The 15,350-nt window shown below is 57.2% G+C and carries 13 protein-coding genes; 6 read left to right on the top strand and 7 right to left on the bottom strand.

Annotated elements, in window-relative coordinates; genetic code table 11:
* Positions 1–147: 147 nt before the first annotated feature.
* From pilB to D9N14_RS08055, 5 genes are all read left to right on the top strand, one after another.
* Positions 148–1,845 carry a type IV-A pilus assembly ATPase PilB gene (gene pilB / locus D9N14_RS08035; protein WP_290578829.1) on the top strand — a complete coding sequence of 566 codons (1,698 nt, stop codon included), beginning with the start codon at positions 148–150 and terminating at the stop codon, positions 1,843–1,845.
* A 2-nt stretch (positions 1,846–1,847) separates the two neighbouring features.
* Positions 1,848–3,101 (top strand): type II secretion system F family protein, encoded by a 1,254-nt coding sequence (locus D9N14_RS08040; protein ID WP_290578831.1) that lies wholly within the window; start codon positions 1,848–1,850, stop codon positions 3,099–3,101.
* A gap of 26 nt (positions 3,102–3,127) precedes the next feature.
* On the top strand, positions 3,128–4,036 hold the full coding sequence (locus D9N14_RS08045) for a prepilin peptidase (protein WP_290578833.1): 909 nt from the start codon (positions 3,128–3,130) through the stop codon (positions 4,034–4,036).
* 164 nt (positions 4,037–4,200) lie between these two features.
* Positions 4,201–4,821, top strand: a complete 621-nt coding sequence (gene coaE, locus D9N14_RS08050; RefSeq protein ID WP_290578835.1) for a dephospho-CoA kinase — start codon at positions 4,201–4,203, stop codon at positions 4,819–4,821.
* Positions 4,818–5,006 carry a DNA gyrase inhibitor YacG gene (locus tag D9N14_RS08055; RefSeq protein ID WP_290578837.1) on the top strand — a complete coding sequence of 63 codons (189 nt, stop codon included), beginning with the start codon at positions 4,818–4,820 and terminating at the stop codon, positions 5,004–5,006. Before coaE ends, D9N14_RS08055 begins: the two co-directional genes overlap by 4 nt.
* Here the strand turns inward: D9N14_RS08055 and D9N14_RS08060 are convergent.
* From D9N14_RS08060 to D9N14_RS08075, 4 genes are all read right to left on the bottom strand, one after another.
* Positions 5,003–5,947: a Nudix family hydrolase gene (locus tag D9N14_RS08060; RefSeq protein ID WP_290578839.1), complete on the bottom strand. Its 945-nt coding sequence runs from the start codon at positions 5,945–5,947 to the stop codon at positions 5,003–5,005. The genes D9N14_RS08055 and D9N14_RS08060 overlap by 4 nt on opposite strands.
* A 3-nt stretch (positions 5,948–5,950) precedes the next feature.
* A complete protein-coding gene (gene argJ, locus D9N14_RS08065; RefSeq protein ID WP_290578841.1) occupies positions 5,951–7,183 on the bottom strand; it encodes a bifunctional glutamate N-acetyltransferase/amino-acid acetyltransferase ArgJ in 1,233 nt (410 codons plus the stop codon).
* A gap of 100 nt (positions 7,184–7,283) precedes the next feature.
* Complete coding sequence (gene secA, locus D9N14_RS08070; RefSeq protein ID WP_290578843.1) at positions 7,284–10,010, bottom strand: preprotein translocase subunit SecA; 2,727 nt, start codon at positions 10,008–10,010, stop codon at positions 7,284–7,286.
* Positions 10,011–10,231: 221 nt separating this feature from the next.
* Positions 10,232–11,155 (bottom strand): M23 family metallopeptidase, encoded by a 924-nt coding sequence (locus D9N14_RS08075; protein ID WP_290578845.1) that lies wholly within the window; start codon positions 11,153–11,155, stop codon positions 10,232–10,234.
* On the opposite strand from D9N14_RS08075, the gene D9N14_RS08080 reads away from it, so the two are divergent.
* The gene (locus D9N14_RS08080) at positions 11,148–11,723 is read left to right on the top strand and encodes a DUF721 domain-containing protein (RefSeq protein ID WP_290578847.1); all 576 of its coding nucleotides are present in this window, start codon (positions 11,148–11,150) and stop codon (positions 11,721–11,723) included. The two genes, D9N14_RS08075 and D9N14_RS08080, sit on opposite strands and share 8 nt — an antisense overlap.
* A 74-nt stretch (positions 11,724–11,797) precedes the next feature.
* Here the strand turns inward: D9N14_RS08080 and lpxC are convergent, their stop codons facing one another.
* From lpxC to ftsA, 3 genes are all read right to left on the bottom strand, one after another.
* On the bottom strand, positions 11,798–12,712 hold the full coding sequence (lpxC, locus tag D9N14_RS08085) for a UDP-3-O-acyl-N-acetylglucosamine deacetylase (protein WP_290578849.1): 915 nt from the start codon (positions 12,710–12,712) through the stop codon (positions 11,798–11,800).
* A 125-nt stretch (positions 12,713–12,837) separates the two neighbouring features.
* A complete protein-coding gene (ftsZ, locus tag D9N14_RS08090; RefSeq protein WP_290578851.1) occupies positions 12,838–14,010 on the bottom strand; it encodes a cell division protein FtsZ in 1,173 nt (390 codons plus the stop codon).
* A gap of 72 nt (positions 14,011–14,082) precedes the next feature.
* Entirely contained in the window at positions 14,083–15,309 is a 1,227-nt protein-coding gene (gene ftsA / locus D9N14_RS08095; protein WP_290578853.1) for a cell division protein FtsA, read from the bottom strand.
* Between the last annotated feature and the right edge of the window lie 41 nt (positions 15,310–15,350).

Raw genomic sequence — 15,350 nt, forward strand, 5'->3', positions numbered from 1 at the left:
TTTTGTCACCCCAAGGCATATTTTATTTTACCGGGGCTTTGCGTTCTGAGCGTTTGATCTACTATTAGAAAAGAATCAATATATACAATTGATTAACGCCCAATCTTCAATTGAACCGACAACCAACCCGGCAATCGACTATTAGCTATGAATTTAAGCGGCCTGGCCAAAAAATTACTCCATGAAGGTGCCATTGCGGAAGATGCCATCCGTAACGCATCAGAAACCGCCCAAAAGCAGAAGATCCCCCTGGTCACTTACCTGGTTCAGAACAACCTGATTCCGGCCCGCACCATCGCCCTGGCGGCCGCTGAAGAGTTCGGCACTCCCTTGTTGGAGTTGGATTCCATGTCGGCGGACGCCTTTCCCAAAGAGCTGGTGGCCGAAAAGCTGATCCGCAAGCACCGGGCCCTGCCCCTGTTCAAACGCGGCACCCGGCTGTATGTGGCGGTGTCTGACCCCACCAACCTGCAGGCCATGGACGAAATCAAGTTCAATACCGGCCTCAGCACCGAAGCCATCATTGTCGACGAAGACAAGCTGGACGGTGCCATTGATCGCTATCTGGAAAGCTCCGACTCCGGCTTCAGCGACCTGGGCGATGCGGACCTGGATGACCTGGACATCGAAGCCGGTGGCGACGACGACAAGGGCAACGACGTCACCGCGGAAGCGGCCGATGATGCCCCTATCGTACGCTTTGTGAATAAGATTCTGTTGGATGCCATTAAAATGGGGGCGTCGGACATTCACTTTGAGCCCTATGAGAAGGCCTATCGCATTCGCCTGCGGGCCGACGGCATTCTGCGGGAAGTGGCCAAACCGCCAGTGAACCTGGCGGCCAAACTGGCAGCCCGACTCAAGGTTATGTCCCAACTGGATATTTCCGAGCGCCGGGTACCCCAGGATGGCCGTATCAAACTCAAACTGTCGAAAACCCGGGCCATTGATTTCCGGGTCAACACCCTGCCCACCCTGTTCGGCGAGAAAATCGTGCTGCGAATTCTGGACCCGGACAGCGCCAAGCTGGGCATCGACATGCTGGGCTATGAGGAAGACCAGAAAGCCCTGTATATGAAAGCCCTGGAGCAACCCCAGGGCATGATTCTGGTGACCGGGCCCACCGGTTCCGGTAAAACCGTGTCCCTTTACACCGGTTTGAACATTCTCAACACCCCGGAACGCAATATCTCCACAGCGGAAGACCCGGCGGAGATCAACCTGGAAGGGGTCAACCAGGTGAACGTAAACTCCAAAGTGGGGCTGGATTTCGGTTCTGCCCTGCGGGCCTTCCTGCGTCAGGACCCGGACATCGTCATGGTGGGGGAGATCCGGGACCTGGAAACCGCCGAGATTGCCATCAAGGCAGCCCAGACCGGGCACCTGGTGCTCTCCACCCTGCACACCAACAGCGCCCCGGAAACCCTGACCCGATTGCGCAACATGGGGGTGCCCGCCTTCAACATTGCCACCTCGGTCTCCCTGATCATTGCCCAACGCCTGGCCCGCCGCCTGTGCAAGAACTGCAAAAAGCCCATCGACGTGCCCAAAGAGACGCTTATCGCCGAAGGTTTTAAGGAAGAGGAGATCGGCACCTTCACGATATATGGCCCCCATGGATGTGATAAATGTGTGAACGGGTACAAAGGTCGGGTGGGTATTTATGAGGTGGTTAAGATCACTGACCCCATTTCACGCATTATAATGGAAGAAGGCAATGCGATTCAGATCGCCGACGCCGCCCGCGAGGAAGGCTTCAATGACCTGCGCGCCAGCGGCCTGAAAAAAGTGAAGGATGGTTTAACCAGCCTCGAAGAAGTTAATCGCGTAACCACAGGACATTAGTAATGGCTACGGCAACCGCTCAAGCGAAACAAACAAAAAAGGCAGCCCCCTCCAAAATCCAGACCTTCACCTGGGAAGGCCTGGACCGCAAGGGCAATAAAGTCAAAGGCGAGATCCCGGGGCAGAACATTACCCTGGTGAAGGCGGAGCTGAGAAAGCAGGGCATTGTCGCCAACAAGGTCAAGAAAAAGGCCGCCTCGCTGTTGGGTGAACGCAAAAAGAAAATCACCGCCCTGGACATCGCCATCTTCACCCGTCAATTGGCCACCATGATGAAAGCCGGTGTGCCTCTGGTGCAATCCTTTGAGATTGTGGCGGATGGTCATGACAACCCCTCCATGCGCGACCTGTTGATGAAAATCAAGGGGGATATCGAAGGCGGTAACAACCTGGCCAACTCCCTCAAAGCGCACCCGGCCTATTTTGACGACCTGTTTGTCAGCCTGGTGGAATCCGGTGAGCAATCCGGTGCCCTGGAAACCATGCTGGACCGGATTGCAATTTACAAAGAGAAAACCGAGGCATTGAAAGCCAAGATCAAGAAGGCTGTGAAGTACCCCATCGCCGTACTGGTGGTGGCTGCCGTGGTGACCGCCATTCTGTTGATCAAGGTGGTGCCCACTTTCCAGGAACTGTTCGGCAGCTTCGGTGCGGAACTGCCGGCCTTCACCCAGATGGTCATCAATATGTCGGAGTGGTTACAGACCTGGTGGTGGGCTGTACTGTTAATCGGCTTCGCAGTGGGAGTCACATTTTCTGAAACCAAGAAACGCTCGGAAGCATTCCGGGACGCCATCGACCGTTTTGTACTGAAGCTGCCGGTGGCGGGTGACATCATCTACAAAGCCACCATCGCCCGTTACGCCCGCACCCTGGCCACCACCTTTGCTGCCGGTGTGCCCCTGGTGGAAGCCCTGGAGTCCGTGTCCGGTGCCACCGGCAATGTGGTCTATAAAAATGCCGTGGACAAAATCCGGGATGACGTGTCCAGTGGTACCCAGCTTAACTTTTCCATGAAAGCCACCGGTGTATTCCCCGCCATGGCCGTGCAGATGACCGCCATCGGCGAAGAATCCGGCGCCCTGGACACCATGCTGGAAAAAGTGGCCACCTATTACGAAGACGAGGTGGACAATGCCGTCGACGGCCTCACCAGCTTGCTGGAACCGATGATCATGGCCTTCCTGGGCGTGGTGGTGGGTGGCCTCATCGTCGCCATGTACCTCCCCATCTTCCAACTGGGTTCCGTTGTCTAATTGGTCCAAGGGCACATCACGCATCAATGACAAATCCGATCCTGCAATACCTGTCCGCTAACCCCGACTACTTCGCCGGGGTTATTTTTTTCTTCGGCCTGATTTTCGGCAGTTTTTTCAATGTGGTGATTTACCGGGTTCCGGTGATGATGCAGCTGGAATGGCTGGAGAACTGTCGAGATTTCATCAAAGACATGTTCGGCGCACTGCCCAAAGAACTGGACAAGCATCCGCAGAGCCTGCCCCAACCGCCTTTCAATATCGCCAAGCCGGACTCCACCTGCCCCCATTGCGGGCACCGGATTCGCTGGTATGAGAACATCCCGGTGGCCAGCTACCTGGCCCTCAAGGGCAAATGCAGCCACTGCAGCAACCCCATCTCTCTGCGGTATCCCATCATTGAACTGGTTACCGGTGGGCTTTCCTGCTTTGCCGCCATCCAGTTCGGCTTCAGTTGGGAAACCGCCGCCGCCCTGGTGTTCACCTGGGTTTTGATCTGCCTCACCATGATCGACTTTGATCACAAGCTGCTGCCGGACCAGATGACGCTCCCCCTCCTGTGGCTGGGCCTGTTGCTGAACATCAACGGCATGTTTGCCAGTCTGCAGGATGCCGTGATCGGTGCCGCCGTGGGGTATATGTGCCTGTGGAGCCTGTATTGGGTATTCAAGTTGCTCACCGGCAAAGAGGGAATGGGTTACGGTGATTTCAAACTGCTGGCGGCATTGGGCGCCTGGATGGGCTGGCAGTACCTGCTGCTGATTCTGGTGCTGTCCTCCATGGTGGGGGCCGTGGTGGGCATCAGCCTGATTCTGATCAAAGGCCGCGACAAAAACATTCCCATCCCCTTCGGCCCCTACCTGGCTGCCGCCGGCTGGATCGCATTCTTCTGGGGCGAGGCCATCCTCAGCCACTATCAAAGCCTGTTACGGTAGAGCCCCCGGGTAAAGCCGCCCTCGCCCCGGCCGGCTTTACAACCAGGCTCCGGCCCGGGACAATAGACCGCCTAAATTATGCCCCCCCCCTCAATCATTGGGGCGGTATCCGCAATCCTGCGATGAACCGGCATAAGCGTTTTTTCGAATTTGATGGGCACAGTATGCAGAACAGGTTAGTAATCGGCGTTACCGGGGGAATCGGCAGTGGCAAAACCGCCGCCACAGACCGCTTTCAAACTCATGGTATTACCGTAGTGGATGCCGATCTGGCTTCCAGGGTCATCGTGGAGCCCGGCCGACCGGCGCTGGCGGCCATAGCTGAGCATTTTGGTGGCCACCTGATCACCGCCGACGGCAACCTAGACCGCCGCGCCCTGAGGGAGATCGTCTTCGCCGATCCTGAACAGCGCAAATGGCTGGAGCGCCTGACCCACCCGCTGATCGCCCAGGAAATCCTCGCTCAGTTGCAGGCCAGTCAATCGCCCTACACCATTCTTGCCTCGCCCCTGTTGCTGGAGAGCAGTCAGCACCAGATGGTGAGCCGGGTTCTGGTCATTGATGTTCCGGAAGCCGTGCAGGTCGCCCGCACCATCACCCGGGATGACACCACCGAAGCCGGGGTGAAGGCCATCATCGCCGCGCAAATGGCCCGCGAGGAGCGCTTGCGGCGGGCCGACGACGTAATCTGCAACGACCAGGATCTGGCGCACCTGCACCGGGAAGTGGATGCATTACATGAAACCTATCTGGAACTGGCGCAGTCCGCGGAGCAATCATCATGAAAGTAAAATGCCCCACCTGCGACAAAGAGCAGGAATACTCGAAGGACAACCCCTTTCGGCCTTTCTGCAGCGAGCGTTGCAAATTGATTGATCTGGGGGAGTGGGCCAGTGGCGAACGCTTCATTGCCGGCGAACCGGACTGGAGCCTGCCGGAAGACGATCACCCGGATCAACCGCTACACTAGCCTGAGGCCTGGCCCCAGAAACCCCGAATGCCAGCTACCCCCTGGGCACCCAGCGCCTGCACACTGGCTTCATCCGCGGGCGTCAAGCCGCCTAGCGCATACACTGGCAACTTGGCCGCCGCCACCCAGCGGGCAAAGTCCCGGGCCTCCAACGGCGACGCCTCAGGATGACTCAGTGTTTTGCGGTAAGGGGACAGAGTCACTAAATCCACGCCCAACCTTTCCGCCCGCCGGATATCCTCATCATTGTGACAGGATGCTGCCACCCAGCGGGCCCCGGCCGGGCGCTCCTGGATCCGATGCAACTGAGCGGCGGTGAGGTGCACCCCATCCAGCCGCGACCACGCCGCCGCTGGCATATCACTGTTGACCAGCACCACCGCCCCATAACGGGCACGCAATACTTCCACCTGGCTCAGCAGGCTCTGTAGGCAATCTTCTTCGAGGGTTTTGAGGCGCAACTGAAGCAGGCGAACACCCCGCTCCAGCACCCTGCGCAGCGAGTCGACAAAGTCCTCCATGGAACCACCCAACTCCGGGGAAATGACGTAAACCGACGGCAGACGGGCCGCGGCCACGATGGGTACATTGGCGGCAGGAAACTCATACTGCGGCAGTTGCTCCCCCGTAACCCAGCAAATGTCCTGCCCTTCCATGCCCCGGGCCTCGCCGTTAAAACCGGTCACCCGCCACACGTCCAGCAACACCTGCTTGTCCGGATAGTCATGGGCGATGGTGATCAGCGGGCTGCAGTTTACCGCCTCAATGCCCAATTCCTCCTGAAGTTCTCGCCGCAGGGCCGAAGTCACCGCTTCACCCGGCTCCACCTTGCCACCGGGGAACTCCCACTTTCCACCCTGGTGCAGGTGATCCGGGCGGCGGGCGATCAGTATCTTGCCCTGGCGCTCAATGACCGCGGCCACCACATGAATGCGTTTCATTATTCAGGAACGATAGTCAGCGTTGATCTTCACATAGTCGTAAGAGAAGTCTGTGGTCCAGATGGTGGCTTCGGCCGTGCCCCGCTCCAGCACAATCCGAATCGTGATCTCCTCTTTCTGCATCTCAGCAGCGCCGGCTGCTTCGGTATAGCTGGCCGCCACCGCACCCTGCTCAGCGATCAGCACACCGTTTAACGACACCGACACCCCGTTGACATCCAGGTTTTCTATGGAGGCCCGGCCCACCGCCGCCAGGATGCGCCCCCAGTTGGGGTCACTGGCGAACAATGCTGTTTTCACCAGTGGCGAGTGGGCCACGGTGTAGGCCACTTCGCGAGCCTCGTCCACTGAAGCCGCCGCCACCACTTCCACCGCTACAAATTTGGTGGCGCCCTCTCCATCCCGCACCACCGCGTGGGCCAGTTGCAGATAAACGTCCATCAGGGCAGCCCGAAAGCGCTCCAGTTCAGCCGCATCAGCGGCCGAGACCGCCACCCCTGACTGCCCGGTGGCCACCAGCATGCAACAATCATTGGTGGAAGTGTCGCTGTCCACTGTGATGGAATTAAATGAGGCCTGGGTGGCAGCGGAGGCCAATTCCTGCAGCAGGTCCGGCGCAACGGCGGCATCAGTGGCCACGTAGGCCAGCATGGTGGCCATGTTGGGTTTGATCATGCCGGCGCCTTTGGCAATACCGGTGATGGTCACCGTGCCGTTCGCCATCTTCAGTTGCACAGAGGCACCTTTGGGACGGGTATCCGTGGTCATGATGCCGTGGGCCGCGCCCTCCCAGCCATTTTCCTGCAGGGCAGCAAGACCATTGGGCAAAGCGGCGTTGATGCGCTCTGCGGGCAGGTGCTCACCAATCACCCCGGTGGAAAAAGGAAAGATATTGGCCGGCTCAACCCCTGCCAGCTGCGCCATTGCCTGGCAGACCGCGCGGGCATTTTCCATGCCCAACGCCCCGGTTCCGGCATTGGCACACCCGGTATTGGTGACCAGGAACAGTGGCTGCTCCGAGCGCCCAGCCAGGCTGGACAGGTTGTGCTTGCAGATCGTCACCGGCGCGGCACAGAACGCGTTTCGGGTAAAGGTTCCGGCAATGGTGCTGCCCGCTGCAGCCTCCATCACCACCAGATCACGGCGATTACGGTATCTCACACCGGCCTGGGTGGTGCCCAGGCGAAACCCTTTTACAGGATGCATCACTCCGAAGGTTTCTTTTCCTACCGCCATAACGACTTTCCTCTTAATTGATAAACTCTTGCTCGCTTGACACCGCATTGAACCACAAAAAAAGGGGCTGCTCAGCCCCTTCTTCAGCGCCAGGTTGGCATTACTCCACCTGGCCGTGGCAGTGCTTGTATTTCTTGCCGGAGCCACAGGGGCAGGGTTCATTGCGCCCCACCTTGCGTTCCTGACGCTGGAACGGCGCATTCCCGGCCGGCTCCGGCGCTTCGCTCTCCGCCGTCGCTGATGCGTCTGCGTGCTGCAGGGTCAGTTCCCGTTCAGCCGCTTCCCGACGCTGCCGCTCCAGCTCTTCCACTTCCTCCTGGCGCCGCAACTCCACCGTGGTGAGGATGCGGATCACTTCCAGCTTGACGTTCTCCAGGAATGCCTGGAACAGCTCAAACGCCTCCCGCTTGTACTCCTGCTTGGGATTCTTTTGGGCATAACCGCGCAAGTGGATGCCCTGCCGCAGGTGATCCATGTTGGCCAGATGCTCTTTCCAGAGCCGGTCCAGGGTGGCCAGCATCACATGCTTCTCCAGCTGGCGCATTACATGGGCTTCATCCCCCAGGTTGGCCTCTTTGGTAGCATAGGCCTCTTCCAGAATACCTATGATCTTTTCCCGCAGCGGCTCTTCGTGGAGGGATTTATCCTCATCCAGCCATTGCTGGATCGGCATCGGCAGCCGGAAATCGGTCTCCATGGCATGCTGCAGGCCTTCCACATCCCATTGCTCCACCATGCTTTGCGGCGGGATATAGCCGCTGATGAAGTCGTTCACCACATCCCGGCGAATCGCCTTGATGTTCTCCGACAGGTCTTCTGCATGGAGGATGTCATTACGCTGCTCGTACACCACCCGCCGCTGATCATTGGCTACGTCGTCGTATTCCAAAAGGGATTTACGAATATCAAAGTTGCGGCCTTCCACTTTCTTCTGGGCATTTTCAATGGACTTGGTCACCCAGCGGTGCTCGATTGCCTCGCCCCGCTCCATGCCCAGGGTCTGCATAAGGCCTTTCACCCGGTCCGACGCAAAGATCCGCATCAAACCATCCTCAAGGGACAGGAAGAAGCGGGTGGAACCCGGATCACCCTGGCGCCCGGCACGGCCACGCAGCTGGTTGTCGATACGCCGGGATTCGTGGCGCTCGGTACCGATAATATGCAATCCGCCCGCTTCCTTCACCGCCGTGTTACGCGCTTCCCACTCGGCCTTCAACTTGGCAATCTGTTCCGGTGTCGGGTTATCCAGGGCATCCACTTCAGCCTGCCAACTGCCGCCAAGCACGATGTCCGTCCCCCGGCCTGCCATGTTGGTGGCGATGGTCAATGCGCCGGGCCGCCCGGCCTGGGCAATGATGTCCGCTTCCTGGGCGTGGAATTTGGCGTTCAATACCTTGTGCTCGATCTTCTGCTTCTTCAACAACGCCGACAGGTATTCCGAGCTTTCAATGGACGCCGTACCCACCAACACCGGTCGTTTGGCCTCCAGCGCTTCTTTGATGTCTTCGGTAATGGCCTCGAATTTTTCCTCCGCGGTCATGAAGATCAGGTCATTGTGGTCTTTCCGCACCATCTCTTTGTTGGTGGGAATCACCACCACGTCCAGCCCATAGATCTGGCGGAACTCGAAGGCTTCGGTATCTGCCGTACCGGTCATGCCGGACAGCTTGTCATAAAGGCGGAAGTAGTTCTGGAAGGTGGTGGAGGCCAGGGTCTGGTTCTCGTTCTGAATCCGCACCCCCTCCTTCGCTTCGATGGCCTGATGGATACCGTCAGACCAGCGGCGCCCGGGCATAGTACGCCCGGTGTGTTCATCCACAATCACAATTTGATTGTTCTGGACGATGTAATCCACATCGCGCTGGAACAGGCAGTGGGCTTTCAGGGCGGCATGCACATGATGCAGCAGGTTCAGGTTGTTGGCCGCGTAGAGACTGTCACCTTCCTGCAGCAGTTTGTATTCCGTCAGCAGTTCCTCAACGTATTGATGGCCATCCTCGGTCAGTTCAACCTGGCGGTTCTTTTCGTCGATGGAATAATGAAACGGCTCTGCGCCTTCACCAATCTCAGCTTCCTCGTAGCCACGCTTGAGCTTGGGAATCAGAACGTTGATCTTCTTGTACAGTTCGGAACTGTCTTCGCTGGGGCCGGAGATGATCAACGGGGTGCGGGCTTCGTCAATCAGGATGGAATCCACTTCGTCCACCACCGCAAAATTCAGCGGGCCCTGCACCCGGTCTTCCAGGGTGAAGGCCATGTTGTCCCGCAGGTAGTCAAAGCCGAACTCGTTGTTGGTACCATAGGTGATATCGCAGGCATAGGCTTCCCGCTTGCTGGCTGGGTCCTGCTGCGACAGGATCACCCCGACGCTCATGCCGAGAAACTCATACAGCGGTCGCATCCAGTCCGCATCGCGCTGGGCCAGATAGTCATTCACCGTCACCACGTGAACACCACGGCCCGAGAGCGCATTCAGGTATACCGCCAGAGTCGCCGTCAGGGTTTTACCCTCACCGGTTCGCATTTCGGCGATCCGCCCCTCGTGCAGGGTGACACCACCGATCATCTGGCAATCGAAGTGACGCATGCCCATCACCCGCTTACTGGCTTCCCGGGCAACGGCAAAGGCTTCAGGCAAAAGCGTGTCCAGGCTTTCTCCCTGCTCCAGTCGAGAGCGAAATTCCGGAGTTTTGGCCTTGAGCTGATCGTCGTCCAGGGCCTGGATCGCGTCTTCCAGCCCATTGATCTGGGTAACCAGCTTACCCATTCGCTTAAGTTCGCGATCGTTCTTGCTGCCTAAAATCTTGCGAAACAGTGGTCCTAGCATAGGTTTTCACTTCTTTTACTGAGGCTTTCCTGACCGGCTGACATATTGGACCAAGCGCAGAGGGTAACGGGTCCAAATCTCCCAAATGCCAACAGGAATAAAATTAAAGGGCCAATTCTAACGTTATTTTCCCAGAAGGATAAAGCATTTACGTGCGGGAATGATGACAGGCGCACCGCAATGATGCGCCATCTTGACGAACTCGGCGACGACTCAGAAAATCAGCCGCGCTTGCGGTAAACGTAACGGGCAGGGTCCACTGCCTTGCCGTTTTGACGGACTTCGAAATGCACATGCGGCCCGGTGGATCGGCCGGTGCTGCCCATTCTGGCCAGTGGCTCTCCCTGCTTGACGATATCCCCCACCGACACCAGGATCTCTTTGGCGTGAGCGTAGCGAGTGGTGATGCCGCCACCATGATTCACCTCCACCAGCAGACCATAGCCGTAGCGCTCACCCGCCCAGGTCACCACACCGGAACCCACCGATACAATGTCAGAACCCTCTTTACCGGCAAAATCCACTCCGGCGTGCCAGGCAGGGCGCCCGGTGAACGGATCAGTGCGGCGGCCAAAGCGGGAAGATAGCCAACCCCAGGTTACCGGACGACCCGCAATGGAGACTTCCTGCCGCAACTTGCGGTTTTCCAACAGGCTCTCCAGCACTTCCAATTGTTGTTCGCGGGCTTCTATATCAGCGGCTAACTGGTCCAGATCCGCCAGGAACGTGGGCCGATCCAGCTCCAACTGCTCCGACTCTTCCGGACCGCCCACCGCCGGCACCCGGGAAAATTCAAACTCGCCACCGTTGAGCTTGGCCACCTCCACCAAGCGCTCACCCAAGGCGTCCAGGCGCATCAATCTGGCCTGCAACTCCGCCATGCGCACGGTCATGGCCACCAGCTGGTCTTCAGCCTGTTTGCGCGCCTGCGCCACTTTTTCGGCGTTATTGGCAATATCGCCTTTCAGGAAAGTGACCAGATCCCCGGGGCTGCTGTGCTGAGCCTGCTTCAGCCAGAACCCACCCGCGACGCCACCGGCCGCGGCCAGGCCCAGACCGACCACCGCCAGCAGCACCAGCAACGGCGTGCGCAGCTTGAGGGTTCTCGAGTGGCCGGTTTTGGGATCAAAAAGAATAATGTTCATCAATTACTACTCTAGAGCTCATCGCCATTTTGGTTCAGAATCCCATCTGGGCTTTCGACCCGGGAGCCGCAATTCACTCAGTGAACTGGACAGTTTTCTATCAATGGCGCAGGACAGTACCATAAAAAATATAAGAGATCTCATGCTTTGCAACCAGGAAGTGAAGTCTCTCACCGAAAATTCTCTCCAGATTGCTGAGCTGAATCACATTTTGGCGACTGCGCTCCCCTCGAAGTTGGCGCAATTTTGTTCAGTCGCAAGCTATCGAAATGGGGCGCTGGTTCTGGAAACCCGCACCGGCTCCGCCGCGACCCAGCTTAAGTTCATGCAGCCCCAGATTTTCGGAAAACTCAAAAAGTCCAGTAAATTCAGAGCACTACAGAACATAAACATTCGCATAGCCGCGCCACAACCGAAACTGGACAGGCACTACATACGAAGAGCTCCAGCCGTTTCTGCGCAAAATCGCTCCCTGATTCGACAAACTGCGGACACACTGAATGATCAGGATCTCGCATCGTCCATGCGGAAACTCGCAGACACCTTGGAAAACTATGGCAAAAACTGATGGGATTTCCACCTAACCGGACCGGTGGGCCCGATTAGGTGGACGGAAGGAAGGTTTTAGCTAACTGTCTTTGGCTAATCCATTGCCAAAGTGGGTCTTGCATACGAGATGGGAGCGACTTTCTCGTCATCGAAGGTCACGATTTCCCATGCATCCTGCTGTTTCAGCAATTCACGCACCAGCATGTTGTTCAACGCATGGCCGGATTTGTAGCCCTGGAACTCACCAATCAGGCTTTTGCCTAACTGATAAAGGTCGCCGATGGCATCCAATACCTTATGACGTACAAACTCATCGTCATAGCGCAGACCGTCTTCGTTCAGAATCCGGTAGTCGTCCACCACAATGGCATTCTCTACGCTACCGCCCAGTGCCAGGTTGCGCTCCCGCAGATATTCGATATCACGCATGAAACCGAAAGTACGGGCACGGCTGACTTCACGAACGAAAGACGTGCTGGAGAAGTCCAGGCTGATGTTCTGGCTTCGACTTTTGATCACCGGGTGATCAAAATCAATGGTAAAGCCAACTTTGAAGCCATTGAACGGCAGGAAGGTCGCCGTTTTATCTCCATCCTTGACTTGTACCTTGCGCTTAATGCGGATGAACTGCTTGAGCGCGTTCTGCTCTTCGATACCCGCTGACTGCAGCAGGAATACGAAGGGACCGGCACTGCCATCCATAATAGGCACTTCCGGCGCACTCAAGTCCACATAGGCGTTGTCGATACCCAGACCCGCCATGGCGGAGAGCAGGTGTTCCACCGTAGAAACCCGGACATCCCCGTTCTGCAGGTTGGTAGATAAAGTGGTGTCACCCACGCTGTTGGCGTCAGCGCGGATGGTCACCACCGGATCCAGGTCTGTGCGGCAAAACACGATGCCGGTGTTCACCGGAGCCGGGCGCAGGGTCAGGTAGACCTTGTCACCGCTGTGCAGACCGATACCGGTTGCACGAATCGTATTTTTCAATGTGCGTTGTCTAATCATGTTGTTCCACACAAATCAAAGGGTTAAAAGATCAAAAGGCACGAAATCTTAGTCTGCCGCAATATTAGCAGTAACTGTCAAGATAACCAAATATTTAGCAAACAATTGTGCACTCTTTAACCTATTTAATCCGCCTGACGTCGCAGGAAGGTCGGAATATCCAAATATTCACGATTTACATCCGTTTCCATCATGGGACGACGACGGGTTTCGCCGGCCGGTTCGCGACGAACGCGGTCCACGGCCGGTTTATCAAACTGCTTGTAATCTGAGACAGCTTCAACGGGTGACCGTTTAGTCACGGACTCCACAGCGCGAACCGGAGCCGGTTGTTCCGCGGCCACCGGGCCCAGTCCCGTCGCCACCACGGTAACCCGCAGGTCATCCCCCATGGAGGGATCGATCACGGTGCCCACCACCACAGTGGCGTGCTCGGATGCAAATTCTTCCACCGTATCACCCACTTCAGAGAACTCGCCCAGGGACAGACTCTCGCCGGCGGTGATGTTCACCAGGATGCCGCGGGCTCCCTGCAGGTTCACATCTTCCAGCAATGGGCTGCGAATGGCTTTTTCTGCCGCTTCACGAGCGCGGTTTTCACCGGAGGCATGACCGGTACCCATCATGGCCATGCCCATTTCGGACATGACGGTGCGGACGTCTGCAAAATCCACGTTGATCATACCGGGACGGATGATGAGGTCAGCAATGCCCTGCACAGCACCCAGCAAGACGTCATTGGCAGCCTTGAAAGCATCCAACAGGCTGGTTTTCGGACCCAGCACTGCCAGCAACTTTTCGTTGGGGATGGTGATCAGGGAGTCAACATTTTCTGTCAGCTCCTTCATCCCTTCCATGGCCACCTGCATGCGCTTGCGACCTTCGAACGGGAACGGCTTGGTCACCACTGCCACGGTGAGAATACCCATTTCCTTGGCGATCTCAGCGACAATGGGTGCGCCACCGGTACCGGTACCACCACCCATCCCAGCGGTAATGAAGACCATGTCGGCACCGTCCAGCACTTCGCGAATGCGCTCACGATCTTCCAGGGCAGCGTCCCGGCCCACGTTGGGGTTGGCACCGGCACCCAGGCCTTTGGTGACCGCTCCGCCCAACTGCAGCAGGGTTTTGGCGTTCATGTTTTTCAAAGCCTGAGCATCGGTATTGGCACAAATGAACTCCACACCATCCACTTCATTGGACAGCATGTGCTCGACAGCGTTGCCACCGCCACCACCGACACCAACTACTTTGATGACTGCGTTCTGAGGAACGTTATCAACTAGTTCAAACATATTTATCTCCCTTCCTTTCCTTCAGCTATGGTTTCTCGTGTTGAGAACTTTTCAAATTTGTAATGACGGCAATCAGAAATTGCCTTTTATCCAGGTTTTCATTTTATCCATGAAGCCCGTCTGGTCGACGACGGGGACGTTTTGCGTTGCCGCCCCACTGGCCACTTGTTTCTGTCCGTACTTGAGCAGGCCGACACCGGTTGAATAAATGGGGTTCTTCACCATTTCGGTGAGGCCTGCCACGGTCTGTGGCGAGGCCAGCCGGACCGGCATATGGAAAATCTCTTCCGCCAGCTCCACCGCACCTTCCATTTTGGATGAGCCACCGGTAAGGACGATGCCCGCAGCAATCAGATCTTCATAACCGGAGCGACGCAACTCCGCCTGCACCAGTGAGAACAACTCGTCGTAACGGGGCTCCACCACTTCGGCCAATGCCTGGCGGGATAACTCCCGCGGCGGCCGGTCACCCACACTGGCCACTTTGATGGTTTCATCCGGCCCCGCGAGCTGGGTCAGACAGCAGGCGTATTTGATCTTGATGTCGTTGGCGTGTTCCGTCGGCGTACGCAGGGCCATGGCAATATCGTTGGTCACCTGATCCCCCGCGATGGGAATCACTGCGGTATGGCGAATGGAGCCTTCTGTGAACACGGCGATATCGGTGGTGCCTCCGCCGATGTCCACCATGCACACGCCCAGCTCTTTTTCATCTTCGGTGAGCACGGCGTATGCGGATGCCAATTGCTCCAGAATGATATCTTCCACTTCCAGGCCACAGCGGCGCACACAGCGCTCTATGTTCTGTGCTGCGTTCACAGCGCAGGTGACCAGATGTACTTTGGATTCAAGCCGAACACCGGACATGCCCATGGGTTCCTTGATACCTTCCTGGGAATCGATCACGTATTCCTGCGGCAGGATATGCAACACCTTCTGGTCCGCCGGGATGGGAACCGCCTGCGCGGCATCAATTACCCTTTCCAGATCCGCCCGGGTGACTTCCCGATCCCGGATGGCGACGATACCGTGACTGTTCAGGCTGCGGATGTGGCTTCCGGCAATCCCCACGTAGACTGAGTGAATCTGGCAGCCGGCCATGAGCTCCGCCTCCTCCACAGCCCGCTGGATGGACTGCACCGTGGATTCGATGTCCACCACCACCCCTTTTTTCAGGCCGCGGGAAGGGCAGGAACCAATTCCCACCACTTCAATTCGTCCATCACCTTTTAACTGGCCGACGATGGCGACCACCTTGGTGGTTCCAATATCGAGCCCTACAATCATTCGGCTACCCATATTTCTGACTACTCCACTGGACTTTTCCTGTGTACTTACGG

Source organism: Ketobacter sp. (assembly GCF_003671495.1).
Taxonomy (GTDB): domain Bacteria; phylum Pseudomonadota; class Gammaproteobacteria; order Pseudomonadales; family Ketobacteraceae; genus Ketobacter.

Excerpts from the sequence above, each read along its gene's own strand:
- pilB (WP_290578829.1), top strand. The coding sequence starts at position 148 with ATGAATTTAAGCGGCCTGGCCAAAAAATTACTCCATGAAGGTGCCATT.
- D9N14_RS08040 (WP_290578831.1), top strand. The coding sequence starts at position 1,848 with ATGGCTACGGCAACCGCTCAAGCGAAACAAACAAAAAAGGCAGCCCCC.
- D9N14_RS08045 (WP_290578833.1), top strand. The coding sequence starts at position 3,128 with ATGACAAATCCGATCCTGCAATACCTGTCCGCTAACCCCGACTACTTC.
- coaE (WP_290578835.1), top strand. The coding sequence starts at position 4,201 with ATGCAGAACAGGTTAGTAATCGGCGTTACCGGGGGAATCGGCAGTGGC.
- D9N14_RS08055 (WP_290578837.1), top strand. The coding sequence starts at position 4,818 with ATGAAAGTAAAATGCCCCACCTGCGACAAAGAGCAGGAATACTCGAAG.
- D9N14_RS08060 (WP_290578839.1), bottom strand. The coding sequence starts at position 5,947 with ATGAAACGCATTCATGTGGTGGCCGCGGTCATTGAGCGCCAGGGCAAG.
- argJ (WP_290578841.1), bottom strand. The coding sequence starts at position 7,183 with ATGGCGGTAGGAAAAGAAACCTTCGGAGTGATGCATCCTGTAAAAGGG.
- secA (WP_290578843.1), bottom strand. The coding sequence starts at position 10,010 with ATGCTAGGACCACTGTTTCGCAAGATTTTAGGCAGCAAGAACGATCGC.
- D9N14_RS08080 (WP_290578847.1), top strand. The coding sequence starts at position 11,148 with ATGTTCATCAATTACTACTCTAGAGCTCATCGCCATTTTGGTTCAGAA.
- D9N14_RS08075 (WP_290578845.1), bottom strand. The coding sequence starts at position 11,155 with ATGAACATTATTCTTTTTGATCCCAAAACCGGCCACTCGAGAACCCTC.
- lpxC (WP_290578849.1), bottom strand. The coding sequence starts at position 12,712 with ATGATTAGACAACGCACATTGAAAAATACGATTCGTGCAACCGGTATC.
- ftsZ (WP_290578851.1), bottom strand. The coding sequence starts at position 14,010 with ATGTTTGAACTAGTTGATAACGTTCCTCAGAACGCAGTCATCAAAGTA.
- ftsA (WP_290578853.1), bottom strand. The coding sequence starts at position 15,309 with ATGGGTAGCCGAATGATTGTAGGGCTCGATATTGGAACCACCAAGGTG.